17 protein-coding genes are annotated in these 18577 nt (G+C 55.0%); 10 read left to right on the top strand and 7 right to left on the bottom strand.

Annotated features, from left to right (window positions below):
* Positions 1–16: 16 nt before the first annotated feature.
* Positions 17–1243, top strand: coding sequence for a TCR/Tet family MFS transporter (locus tag WJU22_RS19370; RefSeq protein WP_341839817.1), 1227 nt, complete (start codon positions 17–19; stop codon positions 1241–1243).
* A 2-nt stretch (positions 1244–1245) separates the two neighbouring features.
* Here WJU22_RS19370 and WJU22_RS19365 read toward each other — a convergent pair whose 3' ends face one another.
* On the bottom strand, positions 1246–1899 hold the full coding sequence (locus WJU22_RS19365; protein WP_341839816.1) for an NADPH-dependent F420 reductase: 654 nt from the start codon (positions 1897–1899) through the stop codon (positions 1246–1248).
* Between the two features lie 46 nt (positions 1900–1945).
* Complete coding sequence (locus WJU22_RS19360; RefSeq protein ID WP_341839815.1) at positions 1946–2683, bottom strand: menaquinone biosynthesis protein; 738 nt, start codon at positions 2681–2683, stop codon at positions 1946–1948.
* A gap of 95 nt (positions 2684–2778) precedes the next feature.
* Here WJU22_RS19360 and purB point away from each other — a divergent pair, with 95 nt between their 5' ends.
* Together purB and WJU22_RS19350 are read left to right on the top strand one after the other, a co-directional pair.
* Entirely contained in the window at positions 2779–4116 is a 1338-nt protein-coding gene (purB, locus tag WJU22_RS19355; RefSeq protein WP_423738246.1) for an adenylosuccinate lyase, read from the top strand.
* Positions 4116–4514 (top strand): thiol-disulfide oxidoreductase DCC family protein, encoded by a 399-nt coding sequence (locus WJU22_RS19350; protein WP_341839813.1) that lies wholly within the window; start codon positions 4116–4118, stop codon positions 4512–4514. The genes purB and WJU22_RS19350 overlap by 1 nt, the downstream gene beginning before the upstream one ends.
* 118 nt (positions 4515–4632) lie before the next feature.
* On the opposite strand, the gene WJU22_RS19345 is transcribed toward WJU22_RS19350, so the two are convergent.
* Positions 4633–5505, bottom strand: a complete 873-nt coding sequence (locus WJU22_RS19345) for an FKBP-type peptidyl-prolyl cis-trans isomerase (RefSeq protein ID WP_341839812.1) — start codon at positions 5503–5505, stop codon at positions 4633–4635.
* Between the two features lie 67 nt (positions 5506–5572).
* Complete coding sequence (locus WJU22_RS19340; RefSeq protein WP_341839811.1) at positions 5573–6577, bottom strand: DHH family phosphoesterase; 1005 nt, start codon at positions 6575–6577, stop codon at positions 5573–5575.
* Positions 6578–6761: 184 nt separating this feature from the next.
* Between WJU22_RS19340 and WJU22_RS19335 the strand changes: the two genes are divergently transcribed.
* Positions 6762–7178 (top strand): nucleoside-diphosphate kinase, encoded by a 417-nt coding sequence (locus WJU22_RS19335; RefSeq protein WP_126243805.1) that lies wholly within the window; start codon positions 6762–6764, stop codon positions 7176–7178.
* Positions 7179–7428: 250 nt separating this feature from the next.
* On the opposite strand, the gene WJU22_RS19330 is transcribed toward WJU22_RS19335, so the two are convergent.
* Together WJU22_RS19330 and WJU22_RS19325 are read right to left on the bottom strand one after the other, a co-directional pair.
* Entirely contained in the window at positions 7429–8715 is a 1287-nt protein-coding gene (locus WJU22_RS19330; protein ID WP_341839810.1) for a hypothetical protein, read from the bottom strand.
* Between the two features lie 207 nt (positions 8716–8922).
* Positions 8923–12375: a pyruvate carboxylase gene (locus WJU22_RS19325; protein ID WP_341839809.1), complete on the bottom strand. Its 3453-nt coding sequence runs from the start codon at positions 12373–12375 to the stop codon at positions 8923–8925.
* Between the two features lie 230 nt (positions 12376–12605).
* Here WJU22_RS19325 and WJU22_RS19320 point away from each other — a divergent pair, with 230 nt between their 5' ends.
* Positions 12606–13583, top strand: a complete 978-nt coding sequence (locus WJU22_RS19320; RefSeq protein WP_341839808.1) for a site-specific tyrosine recombinase — start codon at positions 12606–12608, stop codon at positions 13581–13583.
* A gap of 194 nt (positions 13584–13777) precedes the next feature.
* Here WJU22_RS19320 and WJU22_RS19315 read toward each other — a convergent pair whose 3' ends face one another.
* A complete protein-coding gene (locus tag WJU22_RS19315; RefSeq protein ID WP_341839807.1) occupies positions 13778–14665 on the bottom strand; it encodes a hypothetical protein in 888 nt (295 codons plus the stop codon).
* Between the two features lie 422 nt (positions 14666–15087).
* Here WJU22_RS19315 and WJU22_RS19310 point away from each other — a divergent pair, with 422 nt between their 5' ends.
* From WJU22_RS19310 to WJU22_RS19290, 5 genes are read left to right on the top strand one after another with little or no spacing between them, the layout of a single operon-like run.
* Complete coding sequence (locus WJU22_RS19310) at positions 15088–15483, top strand: hypothetical protein (protein ID WP_341839806.1); 396 nt, start codon at positions 15088–15090, stop codon at positions 15481–15483.
* A gap of 52 nt (positions 15484–15535) precedes the next feature.
* Positions 15536–16180, top strand: a complete 645-nt coding sequence (locus WJU22_RS19305) for a hypothetical protein (RefSeq protein ID WP_341839805.1) — start codon at positions 15536–15538, stop codon at positions 16178–16180.
* Positions 16177–16971, top strand: coding sequence for a sensor histidine kinase (locus WJU22_RS19300; RefSeq protein ID WP_341839804.1), 795 nt, complete (start codon positions 16177–16179; stop codon positions 16969–16971). The genes WJU22_RS19305 and WJU22_RS19300 overlap by 4 nt, the downstream gene beginning before the upstream one ends.
* Before the next feature lie 21 nt (positions 16972–16992).
* Entirely contained in the window at positions 16993–17652 is a 660-nt protein-coding gene (locus tag WJU22_RS19295; RefSeq protein WP_341839803.1) for a response regulator transcription factor, read from the top strand.
* 42 nt (positions 17653–17694) lie between these two features.
* A complete protein-coding gene (locus WJU22_RS19290) occupies positions 17695–18537 on the top strand; it encodes a DUF2911 domain-containing protein (RefSeq protein ID WP_341839802.1) in 843 nt (280 codons plus the stop codon).
* Positions 18538–18577 lie beyond the last annotated feature (40 nt).

Genomic DNA, 18577 nt, shown 5'->3' with positions numbered 1-18577 from the left:
CAAATTTTACCACAAAATGCGGCGATTCTCGGGGCCATTGACCTTCATTTTCATTACGTTACTTATCGACTTTATCGGCTTCGGGATCATCATGCCCGTGGTACCCAAACTGATCGAACAACTGATCGGCGGCAACGAAAGCGATGCTGCCTGGTACGGCGGATGGCTCACTTTCGCCTACGCCTTCATGCAATTCTTCTTCGCCCCCATCCTCGGCGGCCTGTCCGATAAATACGGCCGCCGGCCGGTACTGCTGCTGTCTATGGCCGGCATGGGCATCGATTACCTGTTCCTCGCCTATGCGCCCACGATCTTCTGGCTGTTCGTAGGCCGGATTTTCATCGGGATCACCGGCGCCAGCATGACGGCCGCATCCGCCTACATCGCCGACGTCAGCACGCCGGAAAAGCGCGCGCAGAACTTTGGTTTGCTGGGCATGGCCGTCGGTATCGGGTTCATGCTCGGGCCGGTGATCGGCGGGCTGGTGAGCCATGCCTGGGGGCTGCGGGCGCCGTTTTTCTTAACGGCGGGGCTTTCGCTCCTCAATGCGCTCTACGGCTATTTCATTCTCCCCGAATCGCTGAAACCGGAGAACCGGCGGCCGTTCGACTGGTCGCGCGCCAACCCCTGGGGCGGGCTGCGGCAGATGAAGCGGTACCGGTACATTTATCCGCTGCTGGGCTCCGTGGCGCTGATTTACACGGCTATTCACGCCATCCAGAGCAACTGGACGTATTATACCATGTTCGTGTTTAAATGGACGGAAACGATGGTGGGGTATTCGCTTTCTTTCGCGGGATTGATGCTCATCATCGTGCAGGGTGGGCTGATCCGCATTGTGCTGCCGAAGCTTGGCTACCACCGGGCGGTGTATATCGGGCTCCTGATTTACGGGGTTTCTTTCCTGCTGTTCGCGCTGGCAACGGAGGGGTGGATGATGTTCCCCATTCTGGGCCTGTACGGCCTGGGCGGGATTTTCGGGCCCAGCCTGCAGGGCGTGGTCTCCAACCAGGTGCCTGCCAACGAGCAGGGCGAGCTGCAGGGCACGTTTACCAGTCTGATCAGTTTGACGAACATCGTGGGGCCGTTGCTGATGACGGGCCTTTTCCACTTCAGCACGCAGGAAGGCGCGCTGGTCCATCTCCCGTCTGCCCCCTTCCTCATGGCGGCCATTCTCACGCTGTTGGGCGCCATGCTGGCCATCCGGGCGTTCCGGAAGCATACGAAAGCGGAGCTGAAGTAAGGTTATTTCCGGAGGAGGGCGAAGGCATGGTCCCAGCTACCTTTCCGGAAGCCGTATGCGCACCAGACCACACACATGGATTCGAGGTGCCGGCTCATGGGGATTTCTCCCACGTCCACAACGTCTTTCCATCCCAGCTGGCCAAGAATGTCGGTAACGGCGAGCTTGGCCAGATCGTCGTTACCGGCGATGAACATGGCCGGGGTACCGTCTGCGTACGAGGGCGCCACCATCCGGGTGTTGCCGATGGTATTGAGGGCTTTGACGACGTGCGCGTCCTGCAGCCAGGACTGCACCTGCTCCCCGCCCGATTTAGCGTGGCCGGTGGCCAGGTGCAGGCGCCCGGCCGCGTCGGGGCCTTTCCCGTCCAGCGGGTTGGTCACGTCGATCACGATCTTTTTCTTGAAATTCCAGATACCGGCCATTTCGATGGCAGATTTGGTGCCTGTCCACCCCGTGCAAAGCACGATAACGTCCCCGAAGGCGGCGGTTTCCGAGTATGTGCCTGATTGGGCGGCGGGATGGGCTTTGAGCCAATCCTGCAAACCTTCCTTTTGCGTGTGCCGGGTCCCGATCATCACGGCGTGGCCGCGCTCTGAGAAAGCGGCGGCCAGCGTCAGGCCTACGTCGCCGGACCCGAGGATGGCGATCTTCATACCGAACAGATTTGCTTCTATTCTAATTTAAGCAAATCCTGCGGGATTATTGCAGATAGCTCAAAAAACGCGATAAACCCTGGCGTTTGCTGGGCGTGAGTCGGTAGCTGATGTTTTTGGTGTAATAGACGGTCAGATCGTAAGCGCCATACGTGTTTTCACCCACCACGGCGGGGATATTGTTGAGGCCGATGGCGTTGGCGTCGTTGAACTGCTGGATGAACTTGATATCCAGCGGTTTGTTGCTGATCCAGGCTGCGAACACGAAAGGCAGGCTGGTGAAGCGGATCCAGTGCTCGGCCAGGTCGTAGATGAACGAGGAGATCAGCCGCTGGGACAGGGCGCGGTCGCCGATGACGAGGGCGGCGTCCGTTCCGGTGATGAGGTGCTGGTAATCGCCCGTGGTTTCCACGAATTCCACGTTCAGGCGCCAGTATTCGCGCACGAGCACTTTCAGGAGCGCCACGGAGGTGCGGCTCTGGTAATCGAGGTAAATTCTTTTGATATCCTGCAGGGGCACTTCGCTGAAGAGGCAGACAGACGCTACCGGGCCTTCCGCGCCGATGCAGAAATCGGAAATAATGTGCGATTCCTTCATTTTCGGGATGATCGCTACCGGAACGAGCCCTACGTCCACCGTTCCATCCACCAGTTCACCGGCTATTTTTGCCGGGTAATCCACCGTCAGTTCCATGTTCCGCAGTACCGGGTGTTCCCTGAATCCGTATAATAAAGGCTTCGTATTCAGATAACTCACTGCTGCTACTTTTACTTTCCGTTCCAATTTCTGTAATTTTGAGCCTGCTAAATTAAAGTAATTCCCGTAATTACCTGCTTTGGGATAACCGGGGGCTTTATTGACAGGATAATATTAACATGATGCAATTACAAGCTTTAACTGCTATTTCCCCGGTAGACGGGCGTTACAGAGGTCAGCTCGAAGAACTGGCCCCTTATTTTTCCGAATTTGCGTTGATCCGGTACCGTGTACAGGTGGAGGTGGAATACTTCATCGCCCTGTCCGAACAGAAGCTGTTCACCCTTCCCAAAGCCAAGCTTCCCGCCCTGCGCGCCGTTTACCGCGATTTCACCGTGGAACAGGCCCAGCTGGTGAAAGACACCGAAAAAGTGACGAACCACGACGTAAAGGCGGTAGAATACTTCCTGAAGAACGAATTGAAGCGCCTCGGGTTGGAAGACAAGCTGGAATGGGTGCATTTCGGACTCACTTCCCAGGATGTGAACAACACGGCCACGCCCCTGCTCTGGAAAGAGGCCATCGAGCATGTATACCTCCCTTCCATCTCCAACCTCATCATCCACCTGAAAAAGCTGGCCAAAGACTGGAAAGCCGTTCCCATGCTCGCCCGCACCCACGGCCAGCCCGCTTCCCCCACCATTCTCGGTAAAGAGATCCAGGTGTTCGTGGAGCGCCTGGAAGGCCAGGTGAAACTGCTCGGAGAAATCCCCTTCGCCGCTAAATTCGGTGGTGCTACCGGCAACTTCAACGCCCACCACGTAGCGTTTCCGGCGGTAAACTGGGAGAAATTCGGGAATAAATTCGTGAACAACATCCTCGGCCTGCAGCGTATGCAGTATACAACGCAGATCGAGCATTACGACAATATCGCGGCCCAGTTCGATACGCTGAAACGCGTGAACAACATCCTGGTAGACTTCTCCCGCGATGTATGGACGTACATTTCGATGGATTACTTCAAGCAGAAGATCAAGAAGAACGAAGTCGGCTCCTCTGCCATGCCGCATAAAGTGAACCCCATCGATTTCGAGAACGCCGAAGGCAACCTGGGCATCGCCAACGCGCTGTTCGAGCACCTGGCGGCCAAGCTGCCCATTTCGCGCCTGCAGCGCGACCTGACGGATTCCACCGTTCTCCGCAACATCGGCGTTCCCTTCGCGCATAGCCTCCTGGCGCTGAAGAGCCTCGACAAAGGGCTGAACAAGCTCATCCTCAACGCGGCCAAGCTGCACGACGACCTGGAGCACAACTGGGCGGTGGTGGCCGAAGCCATTCAGACCGTGCTGCGCCGCGAAAACTACCCCCAGCCTTACGAAGCGCTGAAAGAGCTCACGCGCGGCGGGGAACAGATCACGCAGAAAACGATGCACAAATTTATCGACGGACTGAAGATCACTGCCGCCCTGAAAAAGGAGCTGAAAGCGATCACGCCGCATAACTATACCGGGATCCACTAATGCACGACAAGGCCGTCATATTGTTCGACGGCGTCTGCCGTTTTTGTAATGGCAGCGTGAATTTCGTGATCCGCCACGACCGGGCCGACCGGTTCCGGTTTGCGCCTTTGCAGTCGGATGCAGGTCGGTCGCTTTTGCAGACGCATGGGATCGACGCCGGGGAAACGGATTCTTTCGTCCTGATACGCGACGGGAAATCCTGGGTGAAGAGCTCGGCGGCTTTGCGGGTGGCCCGCGGGCTGGGGTTTCCCTGGAACCTGCTGTGGGCGTTCAACATCGTACCGCGGTTCCTGAGGGATGCGGTGTACGACTGGATCGCGCGGAACCGATACCGCTGGTTCGGGAAGATGGATGTTTGTATGGTCCCGGATGTGAGGGTTCGTGGGAAATTTCTTTGAATAGTAACGCTTATGTATAGGCCTTGTTCAGCAAATGGACAAGGCCTTTTGTTTGATAATAATAAGAAAGCCCGGCGCGATGGCCGGGCTTTCGATATCTGCAATCTATTGCTGTTGCTTATTTGGAGGGAGCCGGAGCTACGGGAGCAACGGGTGCTGCAGCGGCGGGTTTCACGTCGAGCAGTTCCACGTCGAACACCAGGATGCTGTTCGGCTTGATGAAGGGGCCGGAGCCGTTCAGGCCGTAAGCCAGGGAAGACGGGATTACGATGGTGGCTTTGGAACCCACTTTCAGCTGGGCCAGCGCATCGTCCCATCCCGGAATCACGCGGCCTTCGCCTACGTTGAATTTCAGGGGCTCCAGCGGCATGCCGGGGCGCAGGGTGCTGTCGGTATTGGAATCGAACTTGGTACCGTCAAGCAGTTTACCGGTGTAGTTCACGCTCACTTCGTCGCCGGCTTTGGCTTGTACGCCAGTACCAACAACCGTCTCGGCGATGTAAACGCCTTTGGGAGACTTGCGGGTGTTCAGGTTGTTCTTCTTGATGTATTCAGCGATTTCCTTTTCGTCTTTCTGGTTTTGTTTGGCAGAAGAGTACTTGGTTTCCACCACGAACGCAACTTTCATTACGTCGCCTTTTTTAGCCATGGGAGGCATTTGCGGCATGGAATCCACAGGCAGCAGGAACACGGCGCTGTCGCCTTCGGTCAGCATCGCGAAGCCGTCCATGAGGTCATACTTGTTCTGGGTTTTCTGCAGTACCAGCGGCATACCGGTGGGTGCCTGCTCGCGGGACGACATCATGAGGGAGTCGTTCAGGTAAGAAGAGAAGTGAACTACGATGGTATCGCCTTCTTTCAGTTTGTCACCCTTACCTTCTTTAGGAACGATGAACTCGATGCCACCCGGGGTTTTTCTCGGGCCGCTTTTACCGCAGCTGGCCAGAGCAAGACCTCCCAGCGCAACAAGTAACAGATTGTTTGTTTTCATCTTTACGATTGAGTTTATAAAACGTGTGTTGTGGCCGAAACCCTTACCGGGTGCCGTCCGGACTATATTATTGCAAAATATCTTCGTTTTCGTGCATGGCACGGATGAAGCGTTGAACGGTGCGATCGAGCGAATCGGCACTTCTGCCGCCGGCGGCGTTGAAATGGCCGCCGCCTTCGAAGTATTTCCGGGCGAAGGTGTTTACGTCAAAGTTGCCTTTGGAACGGAAAGACAGCTTCACTTCGGAATTCCGGTCGATGATCAGCGCCGCTAATTTAATGCCTTGGATGGATAAAAGGAAATTTACCAGTCCTTCCGTGTCTCCCGTCTGCAGATCGAACCGTTTCAGGTCGCTGTAGGGGATCGCCATGATGGCGGTATTTGTTTCGTAGAAGACTTCCATACGGTTCAGGAGGCTATGGCCGATGAACCGGAGGCGGTTTTCGAGGAAATTATCATAAATGGCCTGGTGGATGTACTCATGTTCGAGCCCCCGTTCCAGCAAATCGGCCACCATGCGGTGTACCCGGGCGCTGGTAGACGCGAAGCGGAAAGATCCCGTATCGGTCATGGTGCCGGCGTAGATGCACTGGGCGATGTCGTTATCGATATAATGTTCATCTCCCAAACGGTAGATGATCTCGTACACGAGCTGGGCGGTGGAGGCGGCGGTAGTGTCGCTCACACCGAAGTCGAATACGGGCTGGGGCTCCAGGTGATGGTCTATGAGGACTTTCACGCTTTGCAGCTTTTCCAGAACCGGTTCCATGTTGCGGGTGCGGCTCATGGCGTTGAAATCCAGGCAGAAAAGGATCTCGGTGCCGTCGATGGCTTTGAGGGCCTTATCGTTCTGCGACTCGAAATCCAGCACCTGGTCGCATCCGGGCATCCATTTCAGGAAGTCGGGAAAGTTGGTGGGAGAAATTACCGTCACGTCGTGACCCTTACGCCGCAGGTAGTGATACATGGCCAGGGAAGAGCCCATAGCGTCGGCATCCGGTTTTTGATGCATGGTGATGACCACCTTCTTGGGGCTTTCCAGCAGTGGCTTGATATCCTCGATCGGCTTCATTCCGTAAACAGTGTGATTTTTAAAGGTTGCTACCGCCGTAAAGCGGGTCGTTTTCGTTTAAGCAAATGAAGTGCGAAGTTCACCAATTGCGCCAGAATTTCAAAATTTTTTACGGGTAAACAAAATGTGATTACTTTTGCGGCGCAAAAAGGCATTTTCTCACGTATAACGACCAAATACCAATATGAGCAACAAAACTTTCACCATGATCAAGCCCGACGCTGTGGCCAACGGGCACATCGGCGGCATTCTGGACAAGATCTGCGCTGCAGGCTTCCGCATTACCGCAATGAAACTGACCCGTCTTTCCGCTGAGAAAGCCGGCGAATTCTACGCTGTGCACAAAGAGCGCCCCTTCTACGGCGAGCTGGTTGAGTTCATGAGCAGCGGCCACATCGTGGCAGCGATCCTCGAAAAAGAGAACGCAGTGGAAGATTTCCGCAAACTGATCGGTGCTACCAACCCGGCCCAGGCTGAGGAAGGCACCATCCGCAAAATCTACGCTGAGTCTATCGGCCGTAACGCCGTTCACGGCTCCGATTCCGACGAAAACGCGGCTATCGAAGGCAATTTCTTCTTCTCCGGCCTGGAGAAGTTCTAATCCGGTCTCCGGAATAACGAACGAAAGGCGGTACCACGGTACCGCCTTTTTTATTGAAATCGCGTATTAATACGGTAGGCCGGGATGGCCGGCGGATGTATTTTCGCAGGGCTTTTACTCTCCTTTCCTGTTGACCGACCCGTATTGGACAGGATCACTATATTCCCCTTTTAGCAGCAGTCCGTATATGAGAAAGGGCCTTGCCTGAATGGCAGGGCCTTTTTCCTGATCTACAGTTGTCAATCTGTTATTACCATCTTTTGACCACCCGAAACCGGCCTTCCAGCTTTACGGTTTTGCTGTTGTCGCTCTGCACGCCCGCCTTGTAGGCAACGAACGTTCCATCTACGAAGAAGTCTTTCTCCCCGAGGTCCGTAATGGTTATAGCACCCGGACTGGGTATTACCTCATTGCCGTTCGGCGGTGTGTAGCTGGATGCGTAACCGGTGACACCGTCGTGGGCCAATACGATGTTGGAAGTCAGGTCAAAGTTGTGTGAGCCTTTTCCGCCGCGCCAGAAAAAGGTGATTCCTTTCTGGCTGTTCGGGACCTGGTGGGTACTGACAGACCACAGCCCGTCGATCAGCGTGGCGTTCACCGGTTCCAGTTTGATCCACGCGCCGTCGTTGATCCGGATGTCGAGGAATCCTTTCTCCGTCGTGATCTCGATGGCCAGCATATAAACGCCTCCAGATGGCGGGCGGTATTCCGCGGTAATGGTGGCCGGGTTCTGGGGAGGCCCCAGTGCTTCGTTCGGTGCGGTGTAATATGCCTGGGAACCTGCGCCGTTGAGTGTGCCGGCACCGTTTTTGGTCCAGCCGACGAGGTATTCGTCATCCGCCAGATTTTTGTCTTTGGGAATGTACCTGCCGTTTTTCGGCACGAGCGGCGCCAGCAGGTTGTTGTCATCAAAAACCATAATCAGGGTGGTGAGCGAGGCGGGCACTTTTTTCATGGTGGCGGCGATAGACATGCCCCTGAACACGTCCCAGTCAGAAAAATGCGTGGTGGCTACGGTAATGGTTTTGGCGGTGGTGTTGACTTCCGCCGGCAAGGCTACCCACATGCCTTTATCGTCCTGGTAAGCGATGCCCATGCCGTGCGGCGGGGTACCGTCGAGCAGGGCGTTATCGTACTGGAAAGCCAGCTCCACGGGTTTGGTGAACCGCTGGCCGTGCGGCGTAATGCGGTAAGCGTGTTCCGTTCCCAACGGATTGGTGTTGCTGATGCGCTGGATGCCGATGGTTTGGTTGGCGCTGAGGGCACCTGCGGGGATGGTGACTTTCACTTTCCCGTCGTTGCTGGTCAGGTTACCGCCTGCGGCACCGATGATTTTTTCCGCTTTCGGGGTGCCGTCTGGCGTGCCTGCGTCGGCTTTTACCCCTTCGCCGGCGGGTTGTTCCTGGGCGGGGGGATTGGGATTGCCGGGGTTTCCCGGGCCGCCGGGCTCGCCGGGGCCATCCGTTTTCGCGGGTTTGCTGCACGAGATGGCGAAATATAAGGTGCATGCGGATAAGAAGCAGATGGTCCTTTTCATGGGGAGATGCATTGGGGGGTCGGTTGAAGTTTTCTCTTGCATTATCAAAATCGCCCCAAAAGTAGCCATAAGCCCCGGCGCTGCCATGCCGTTCCGTTTCAAATGCGGGATGATGGCGGGTAAGCGTCGATCGGGACAGGTGAAAGGAAACTGACAAAAAAGGCCCCCCGTTCCCGGGAGGCCTATAACCAATCTTAAAAATCAAAATTATTCGAGTTCCACCACCAGGTCGTCTTGCTGAACCATGGTGCCTTCGCGGAGAAGGATGGATTTCACTTTCGATTCGCGTGTGGCCGTCACCGTTGTTTCCATTTTCATGGCTTCGATGATGAACAGCGGGGTGTTGGCGCCGATAGTGTCTCCGGTTTTCACCAGTATTTTCGACAGTTTGCCCTGCAGCGGTGCGCCCACTTCCTGGTCGGGATTGCTGACCTTTTTATTGGCCGGCACTTCGCTCTTCACGGAGCGGTCGCGCACCTGCACGCGGCGGGCGTAACCGTTCAGTTCGAACACTACGGTACGCATGCCGCTTTCGTCGGCCGGCAGTACGTAGAGCAGTTTTACGATGATGGTCTTGCCCTTGCCCAGCGTGATGAGGATTTCCTCACCCAGTTTCAGCCCGTAGAAGAAAGCGGGTGTGGGGATGGCTTCCACGTTACCATAAACCTGCGCATGCTGATAGTATTCTTCGAACACTTTCGGGAACATGTGGTAGCTGAGGTAGTCGAGGAATTCGGCCAGGGGGTATTTCAGCTGGAAAGCGGCAAAGTCCTTATCGAAATCGACGGGTGCAAGATGTGCGTTGGGTTTGCCTTTCAGGGGCTCCTGCCCTTTCAGCACGATCTTTTGCATTTTCTCGGGGAAGCCCTGGTAAGGCTGTCCGATCTCGCCTTTGAAGAAGCCCTGTACGCTGGCGGGGAACGCCAGGTTGCGGGATTCGTCGAGCACATCGGCGGCGGTAAGTCCGTTGGCGGTCATGAACAGTGCCATATCGCCCACTACTTTGGAGCTGGGGGTCACTTTCACGATGTCGCCGAACAGGTCGTTCACCACGGCGTAATTGTGCTTGATGATCTCCAGTTTATCGCCCAGCCCGAGGGATTCGGCCTGTTGGCGGAGGTTGGAGTATTGGCCGCCGGGGATTTCGTTTTGGTAAACCTGCGCGGTACCGGCTTTCATATCCGATTCGAAGGGATAATAGTATTCGCGGACGTCTTCCCAGTAGTTGCTGTATTCGTTGAGGGACGGCAGGTTCATGAACTGGCTTCTCTCGTGGCCTTCGAGAATGGCGGCCATGGCGTTGAGGTTGGGCTGTGAAGTGAGCCCGCTCAGGGAGGCGATGGCGCAATCCACGGCATTTACGCCGGCTTCGATGGCTTTCAGGTAGGTGGCGGCCTGAACGGAGGCGGTGTCGTGGGTATGGAGTACGATCGGGAGCTTCACCGCGTCTTTCAGGGCGCCAACGAGCACGGTGGCGGCCTGCGGCTTGAGGAGACCGGCCATGTCCTTGATGCAGAGCATGTGCGCGCCGGCGTCTTCCAGGCGTTTGGCGAGGGAAACGTAATAATCGAGCGTATATTTTTTATTGTCCTTGTGCAGGATATCGCCGGTGTAGCTGATGGCGGCCTGTGCCAGGGAGGTCGTATTGTTGCGCACGAACCCGATGGAGGGTGTCATGGCCTCGATATCGTTGAGGGAATCGAAGATGCGGAAGATGTCGATCCCGTTTTCCGCTGCTTTTTCGATGAATTTGGCGATGAGGTTTTCCGGGTAAGCGGAGTACCCTACTGCGTTGGAGCCGCGGAACAGCATCTGGAGCAGCACGTTGGGCATGGCCTGGCGCATGAGCTGCAGCCTCCGCCAGGGGCATTCGTGCAGGAACCGCATGGCCACATCGAAGGTAGCGCCGCCCCAGACCTCCATGGAGAAGAGCTGCGGGTTGTTGCGGGCATACCCTTCCGCCACGGCGAGGATATCGTTGGTGCGCACGCGGGTGGCCAGCAGGCTCTGGTGCGCATCGCGGTAGGTGGTGTCAGTGAAATAGACGGGCTTTTCGTTGCGGAGCCATTTGGTGAATTCCTCGCGGCCCATGGTGAGCAACTTGTTGCGCGTGCCTTCGGGCACCGGCGCCAGCGGGTCGAAGGAAGGCACGTGCGGTACCCGGAACTTGCGGCCATCATGCTTGCCTTTGACGTCTACATGCCCGTTTACCGTCACGTCTGCCAGGTACATGAGCGTTTTCGTGGCACGGTCGCGGATGGGCGACAGTTTGAAAAGCTCGGGGTGCTGGTCGATAAAGCCAACCGTACAGTTTCCTTTACGGAAAATATCGTGGGTGATTACGTTTTCGAGGAAGCGGATATTGGTTTTCACGCCGCGGATGCGGAACTCCTTCAGCGTGCGGTGCAGCCTGCCGGCGGCGCCGGAAAGCGTGCGGCCCGATGCCGTCACTTTCACCAGCATGGAATCGAAGAAGGGAGAAATCTTCACACCGGAATAGGCACTGCCCTCGTCGAGCCGGATACCGAAGCCGCCGGCGTTGCGATAGGCGATCACGGTGCCGTAATCGGGGGTGAAATTGTTTTCCGGATCTTCCGTGGTTACGCGGCACTGGATGGCGAAACCGTTGAGGCGCACGTCGTCCTGGCTTTTGAGGAAGATCTCGGGGTCAGACAGTTGGTGGCCTTTGGCGATGAGGATCTGGGAGCGCACGATGTCGATCCCGGTCACTTCTTCCGTCACCGTGTGCTCCACCTGGATGCGGGGGTTCACTTCGATGAAGTAGACCTTGTTCTGCCGGTCTACGAGGAATTCTACGGTGCCTACGTTATTGTATTTCACTTCGCGGGCGAGCGCGAGGGCATATTTATATACTTCTTCGCGGGTTTCCACGGGGAGGTTCGGCGAGGGAGCGATTTCCACCACTTTCTGGAAACGGCGCTGCACGGAGCAATCGCGTTCATAGAGATGCACGATGTTGCCGTAATTGTCGCCCATCAGCTGTACTTCGATGTGCTTGGGCTCTTCGATGAACTTTTCGATGAAGATGGTGTCGTCCCCGAAAGCTTTGCCGGCTTCGCTGCGGGCTTCGAGGAAAGAGCGTTCCAGCTGGCTTTCGTCGCGCACCACGCGCATACCGCGCCCGCCGCCGCCGGCCGCAGCCTTGAGGATAACGGGGAGGCCTATGCGAAGGGCTTCCTTCCTGACGGTTTCCACGTTTTCCAGCTTCACCTGGCTGTCTTCGATCAGGGGCACGTTCACACGGCGCGCCAAAGTTTTGGCGGCTACCTTGTCGCCCAACTGGGCCATGACTTCCGGATCGGGCCCTACGAAAATGATCCCTTCCTCGCGGCATCGGCGGGCGAAGGTCACGTTTTCACTCAGGAAGCCGTATCCGGGATGGATGGCGTCTACCCCCTGGCTCTTCGCCATGTGGATGATCGCTTCCACGTCGAGGTAAGGCTTCAGCGGATCATCGTCCTTCCCGATCTGGTAGGCTTCGTCAGCCTTGTAACGGTGGAGGGAATAACGGTCTTCATAAGTAAAGATCGCTACGGTTCTGATCCGTAATTCCGATGCTGCCCTTAAAATCCGAACGGCGATCTCGCCGCGGTTGGCCACTAACAGCTTGTGTATCCTTTTGAGCGATGAATCAGACATAACTGTGGTATTCAGACAATCAATTTAACATTAATGCTAAAATTCAGCGGGTATAAAAGTAGTAAAAGAATGTATTTTTTCTTTGTTTATTTCTAAACATTCAAACGAATTTGTTGAATTTTTTCAAACAAGTAAGGGTTTAAAGTCGATTTGTCCAATACTAATGCTTAAATGATTAAAAATATTAATGTAAATAAATAGTTTCGGGGCATTGCGGTATTTTTACGTTTATGTGGGAAGCATCGATCAACGGGTTCAAAGTTCATCTGCGGATGGAGCGTTCTTTATCGGCGCATACGATCGAGGCATATGAACGGGACGTGAAAATCCTGACGCGGTACCTCCTGCAGGCGGGCAAGCCTGTGGGGCCGGAGGCCATTTCGCTGGAAGAACTGGAGGGATGCGTCCGCTGGGTGGCGGAGCTGGGGATGACGGCAACCAGCCAGGCGCGGATGATCTCGGGTATCCGTACGTTTTTCCGGTACCTGTTGCTGGAGGATATGGTCCCGCACGACCCGTCGCAGTTGCTGGAGGCGCCCAAAACGCCCCGCAAGCTGCCCGATTTCCTCAGTGTGCAGGAGATCGACGCCATGATCGCCCAGGTGCCGGAGCATGTGGGGTTCAAAAAAGACCCGAAGTCGGGCCAATACAAATTAGACCCTGAAACCGGGCAGAAAATCCCGAACGACGAGCATCTCGTGCAACGCAACATCGCCCTGCTGGAAACGATGTATGCCTGTGGCTTGCGGGTGAGCGAGGCGGTGGGGCTCCGGCTTTCCCAGTTGTATTTCCAGGAAGGGTTTATCCGGGTGACGGGAAAGGGCGACAAGGAGCGGTTGATCCCCATCGGCGATTCCACGGTCGAGCATATTAATATATATAGGAAGGATTTCCGGAGCCGGATCGACATTGCGCGGGGGCATGAAGACATCTTGTTCCTGAACCGCCGGGGCAAGGGCCTTACGCGGGTGATGGTGTTCCTTATCATCAAGGAGCTGGCCGCTTTGGCGAACATCAAGAAGAATATTTCGCCCCATACTTTCCGGCATTCTTTCGCCACGCACCTCGTGGAAGCCGGGGCCGACCTGGTGTCTGTCCAGGAAATGCTGGGCCACGAAAGCATTACCACTACCGAAATCTATACCCATCTCAACCGCGAATACCTCCGCGATATGCTCGTGCAGTTCCATCCGGCATTCAACCGGTAATGTTTCTCAAACTTGTTTGTGGTAAAAATCGAAGCGAGGCGTTAGGTCAACGCCCGGCGGTCCTGGGACCAGACCGGGTTTGGAGCTATAGGGACTTGTCTATGATGTCAGAAAGGGAAAAAACAGCTACCCTTAGAGGCTTGGCTGAATTCAGGTAGCTGTTGTCGTATTTGGGGCTTTCCAACATTGGCAGATTAGTACATGACATATTTGTCCTTATTCTGACTGCGGACTTTCCCGGAGATGAATCCATTGATCCATCCGGAGAAGGAGCCGGTTTTTCGGGGTTGGGTTGCAGGCCTGGCGTTCAGGTTCTGCCGTGAGCAGTGGGCGATCCGCCGCCGGCCGGGTTGCCGGGCTTTTGCACCGTCTTCCTCGAGCACGGTCTGGCCGCGGTCGAAGACTTTGAAGTAGACGTCGGGCGAGTCGGAGATCCCATATCTGCCTTCGCGGATAATCTGCATCATGCGGCTTCCGGAGAGCATTTCGCGGGAGAAGTAGAGTTGATACCTTCCCTGCTCGTTGGTGTAGCCACGGCCCAGCAGTTTATCGTTGAGGGCGTTATAGGCTTCGACCCTTACGGTCCGCAGGGCTTCACCGGTGTCTGCATGGCGGACGGTCCCGGCTACGGCCCATGCGCCGAAGTCTCGGCGGATGTTAGACCATTTTGCGGCAGGTACCACGTACGCGAATGCGGCGAGGAACTTGTCGCGGTCTCTTTTCCAATGGGGTACGAATGTGCTCAGATGGTACTGTGCACTTCCTTCTCGTGCGTTGCGTGCGCCGGGCACGCTGTTGAGGGTTATGTCGAGCTCCAGCGGTTCGGTGAACAGGTGGCTCTCGTCCCAGGACAGGCAGAAGTTCCCTTTGCTGTCGAGGTCGGCTTCGGCGAGGAGGCGTTCTGCCTTGGCCCTCACCTGGGTGCCGGGGATCTGTCGCAGATCTTTGAAGATACCGCGGGCCAGAACTTCGGGGTCGTGCGGGCCTTCGGGCAGGTAAATCCTGATGCGCGCGTCGGCCAGGGGTTCCATGCACTCCTCACAGATCAACGCAGAGATGTTGCCGATCAATAGGTAACTCATGGCGATTCACTTTTGGGCTTTACATTTTGGGGTACGCTGTGTTACATTCGGTTTTGGGGCACCGGGGGCCCTCTGCATACTAACGAAACAAACTATGGTAGAAAGGCCTTTGATTGCGCTGTCTACATGGTCATTTTCCACCTTACAAAGGTTGAGCGTTTTCGGGCTTTAATCAAGCGAACTACCACGGGAAATACCGAATGCGTACTTCTACGCATTTTTTCGCGTGGATTACGTAAAATCCCCCCTGCCCGCACCCTCCCCCATCCCGCCAAATCCGCAGTGGCGGCAATTATGCCTGATTTTCAACGCTCCCGGCAGCCATAGCGGGCATTTACAGGAACAGTTTGATGATTGGGATTTTGTGATAATTTTACCGGCGACTTTTTTTCATTATTACTAACTCCTAAATGTAACACACCATGTCAAAGTTTAAGAAAGACACGGGGATATTCATCCCCCTGGCGAACGCCGCCAAACTCACGAAAAACTACCGCGTAGATCAGCTGGAGCGCAAAAAGCACAAGGACCCCGTGATGTCACAGTTCTTCGGGATCGATAAACTGAACGAACTACTTTCACAGGAAGGCGCGATCGGCCTTCGTATTTATTACGGGCTTGATGTGGACGGCGACGGTAAGGTGGACAAACATTTTGTGCTCACAGCCACGGATGCCGATGGCGAAGACATCCTGCCGGCCCAGACCCGGAGCGTGGAAAAGAAAGCTTCCGCCAACACCGGTACCCTGATCACCGACGGATTCTGCCCCTTCGACTGCCCCAAAGTAGCGAACCCCCTGAATTCTGACATCGAGTAACCCAAAGGATAAAGTCTATTACGTGCCGCTGCATCATTACATTTTTTATTTCATGATGGGGATCGAAGTCCTGCTTCTGATCCCCTTCACTTTAAACTACAGGCTGTTCGATAAGGACCAACGTATTATGTACGTGTACGCCATCTATTCTGCCGTACTGAGCGTTGGCGCCGAAATGCTGGCCCGTATTTTCAGACATAACCTGGCATGGCATGCCGTCATGTTCCTGATCGGATTTTACATCCTTTCCTGGTTCTATATTAAAGTCCTCAAAAAGCCCCATACCAAAAAAATCATTCGCGGCCTCATACCCGTTATCACCGTCCTTTTCCTGGTCGATTTCTTCTGGATCAGCGGCCCCAGCGGCTTCAGCTCCATCTTCGTGTCCGTCCGCACCTTCGTGCTCATCGTCTACGGCATCCTGTTCTTCATGCAGCTCGTCCGCGACAACACCCTCATCGAACGTTCCATTTACATCACTTCCATACCCGAATTCTGGTTCAACTCCGGCATTTTCGTTTACCAGTGCTGTAACTTCATCCTTTACCTGTCTTTCAACTTCCTGCTCAACGACGAGCCCGGCCCGGAAATCATCAATCTTTTCCGCATCACCCAGGGCCTCGGATGGATCGCCGGCATAATTCAGGTAATAGTTTTTTATATTGGGCTCTTAAAAATCAAACGAGCGAGATCATGAACACGCTGCAATTAATTCTGGCGGGTACGATCGTTATGATGAGCCTCGGTATTTTCGTGGTCATCATGGTGGTGTTGCAACAAAAGCAGGTGGTACAATATAAACTCATCCTCAAGGATAAAGACCTCCAGCTGCAGAAAGAGCGCCTCGTGGCGGTGCTCCAGGGCCAGGAGATCGAACGGAAAAGGATCGCCGAAGACCTGCACGACGAAGTGGGCGCCCAGCTCTCCGTGCTCAAGCTCAGCCTCAATTCCCTCCAGCAGCTCGCCGGAAACGGGGAAAAGGAAAGGATCAAGGAAACGAAGGAATTCACAGACACTATCATCCAGCAACTCCGCTTCATCTCCCAAAGCCTCCACCCTACCACGCTGGAAAACCTGGGGCTCAGCCATGCGCTCGACTCCTTCGCCAGCCTCATGAACAAAAACCGGCAGATCGCCATCCAGTTCCGGACAGACGGGAGCACTTTCCCCGTAGACCGCGAAAAAGCCCTCAACGTGTACCGCGTTGTCCAGGAACTGATGAACAATATCCTCAAACACGCCGAAGCCCAGCAGGTCCTCATCACCTATCAAAGCACCCCGCAAACGCTCACCATCCGCGTGGAAGACGACGGAAACGAGCAACTCATCGAGAATCTGGCCGCCTCGCGCCAGAAAACCGGGCACCTCGGACTAAAAAATATCGAAAGCCGTTTGAATATTATCGGAGGAAACATCACATTTGTAAAAAATTCACCCAAAGGCACAAGCGCCGAGATCAGGGTGGAGAATTATCAGCCCATAGCATAGCTATATCTTTAAACTTTCAGTATGCTGCTGCCTATTAAGGTCGCAATCGCAGACGACCACAAGATTTTCCGGAGCGGAGTCATCCAGACCCTCACCCCGTACGAAAACATCAACGTCGTTTTTGAAGCGGAAGACGGTGAACATTTACTGCAGATCATGCAGGACCAACTGCCGGATGTGATCCTTATGGACCTGAAAATGCCCAAAATGGACGGCATCCAGGCCACCATCAAGGTCAGGGAGAAATATCCGCAGGTCAAGATCATCATCCTCACGATGTATGAAGACGACAACTTTATTGTCCATCTCGTAGAGAATGGCGCCAATGCCTATTTGCTCAAAAACAGTGAACCGGAAGAAATTTACGAAGCGATCTGCACCACTTACGAAAAAGGGTTTTATTTTAACGAAAATGTGAACCTGGCCCTCCTGAAGAAGGTCCTCCACAAAAACAAGCAACAGTTCAAGCCCACGTTCAAGAACGAAGTGCAGCTGACCGACCGGGAGCTGGAAGTGCTGAAACTGATATGCAGTGAACAGACGACCCAGGAGATTTCCGAACAGATTTTTCTCAGTCCGCGCACCGTCGAAGGCCTCCGGCAGAAGCTCCTCGAAAAACTCGGGGTGAAAAATACCGTCGGCCTCGTGTTATACGCCTTCCGGAACGGGCTGATCGAATAATGGCAGAAATACGCAATTATCCATAACAACAACAAAATCAATATGAAACAACTATCCGCGTTCCTCACCGCCGCCGCGATCGGTGTGATGACCGTTACCGCCCAGGCGCAGGTGAAACTGCCCGCTCCGAGCCCTGCCCAGACCATCAAACAGGACTTCGCCCTGTCTTCCGTGGAAGTTTCCTACTCCCGCCCGGCCATGAAAGGCCGTACCATCATGGGCGACCTGGTGCCCTACGGCAAGATCTGGCGCATGGGGGCCAACGCAGCCACCCGCGTTAAATTCGGCGAAGACGTGAAGCTCAACGGCAAACCGGTGCCCGCAGGTGAATACGTGCTCTATGCCATTCCCAACCGCAACAGTTGGGAAATCATCGTCAACAAAGGCCTCAAAAACTGGGGGATCGACGGGTACAACCCCGCAGACGACGTAGCGCGCTTCACGGCAGACGTTACCGAAATGCCCTTCCCCATCGAATCGTTCATGATCACCTTCGGCGACGTGGCGCCCAGCTCCATGACCATGATGATCCTGTGGGACCGTACCATGGTGCCCATCCAGGTTACGGCCGACATCGACTCCAAGATCATGGCGTCTATCGAAGAAGGCATGAAAAGTGACAAGAAGCCTTATTTCCAGGCTGCCATGTACTACTTCGAATCCGGCCGCGACGTGAGCCAGGCTATCAAGTGGATGGACCAGGCACTGGCTGAGCCCGCCAACGCCAAAGCCTTCTGGATGTTCTACCAGAAAGCCCGCATGCAGGCAAAAGCCGGCGACAAATCCGGCGCCAAAGCCACTGCCGCCAAATCCACCGAACTGGCGAAAGCTGCCAACAACGCCGATTACGTAGCCCTCAACGAAAAGCTGATCGCTACCCTGTAACCGGAAAAGTTATTGTAAAAAAAGAGGATGGTCCGCTCAG

It is taken from the genome of Chitinophaga caseinilytica, from assembly GCF_038396765.1.
Classification (GTDB): domain Bacteria; phylum Bacteroidota; class Bacteroidia; order Chitinophagales; family Chitinophagaceae; genus Chitinophaga; species Chitinophaga caseinilytica.
This window is presented reverse-complemented; position numbering and strand designations above follow the sequence as displayed.

Bases quoted from the DNA above. Each gene is read 5' to 3' on its own strand.
- WJU22_RS19310 (WP_341839806.1), top strand. From the start codon at position 15,088: ATGTCAAAGTTTAAGAAAGACACGGGGATATTCATCCCCCTGGCGAAC.
- WJU22_RS19320 (WP_341839808.1), top strand. From the start codon at position 12,606: ATGTGGGAAGCATCGATCAACGGGTTCAAAGTTCATCTGCGGATGGAG.
- WJU22_RS19290 (WP_341839802.1), top strand. From the start codon at position 17,695: ATGAAACAACTATCCGCGTTCCTCACCGCCGCCGCGATCGGTGTGATG.
- WJU22_RS19330 (WP_341839810.1), bottom strand. From the start codon at position 8,715: ATGAAAAGGACCATCTGCTTCTTATCCGCATGCACCTTATATTTCGCC.
- WJU22_RS19370 (WP_341839817.1), top strand. From the start codon at position 17: ATGCGGCGATTCTCGGGGCCATTGACCTTCATTTTCATTACGTTACTT.
- WJU22_RS19350 (WP_341839813.1), top strand. From the start codon at position 4,116: ATGCACGACAAGGCCGTCATATTGTTCGACGGCGTCTGCCGTTTTTGT.
- WJU22_RS19305 (WP_341839805.1), top strand. From the start codon at position 15,536: ATGATGGGGATCGAAGTCCTGCTTCTGATCCCCTTCACTTTAAACTAC.
- WJU22_RS19345 (WP_341839812.1), bottom strand. From the start codon at position 5,505: ATGAAAACAAACAATCTGTTACTTGTTGCGCTGGGAGGTCTTGCTCTG.
- WJU22_RS19300 (WP_341839804.1), top strand. From the start codon at position 16,177: ATGAACACGCTGCAATTAATTCTGGCGGGTACGATCGTTATGATGAGC.
- WJU22_RS19365 (WP_341839816.1), bottom strand. From the start codon at position 1,899: ATGAAGATCGCCATCCTCGGGTCCGGCGACGTAGGCCTGACGCTGGCC.
- WJU22_RS19340 (WP_341839811.1), bottom strand. From the start codon at position 6,577: ATGAAGCCGATCGAGGATATCAAGCCACTGCTGGAAAGCCCCAAGAAG.
- WJU22_RS19315 (WP_341839807.1), bottom strand. From the start codon at position 14,665: ATGAGTTACCTATTGATCGGCAACATCTCTGCGTTGATCTGTGAGGAG.
- WJU22_RS19295 (WP_341839803.1), top strand. From the start codon at position 16,993: ATGCTGCTGCCTATTAAGGTCGCAATCGCAGACGACCACAAGATTTTC.
- WJU22_RS19325 (WP_341839809.1), bottom strand. From the start codon at position 12,375: ATGTCTGATTCATCGCTCAAAAGGATACACAAGCTGTTAGTGGCCAAC.
- purB (WP_423738246.1), top strand. From the start codon at position 2,779: ATGCAATTACAAGCTTTAACTGCTATTTCCCCGGTAGACGGGCGTTAC.
- WJU22_RS19335 (WP_126243805.1), top strand. From the start codon at position 6,762: ATGAGCAACAAAACTTTCACCATGATCAAGCCCGACGCTGTGGCCAAC.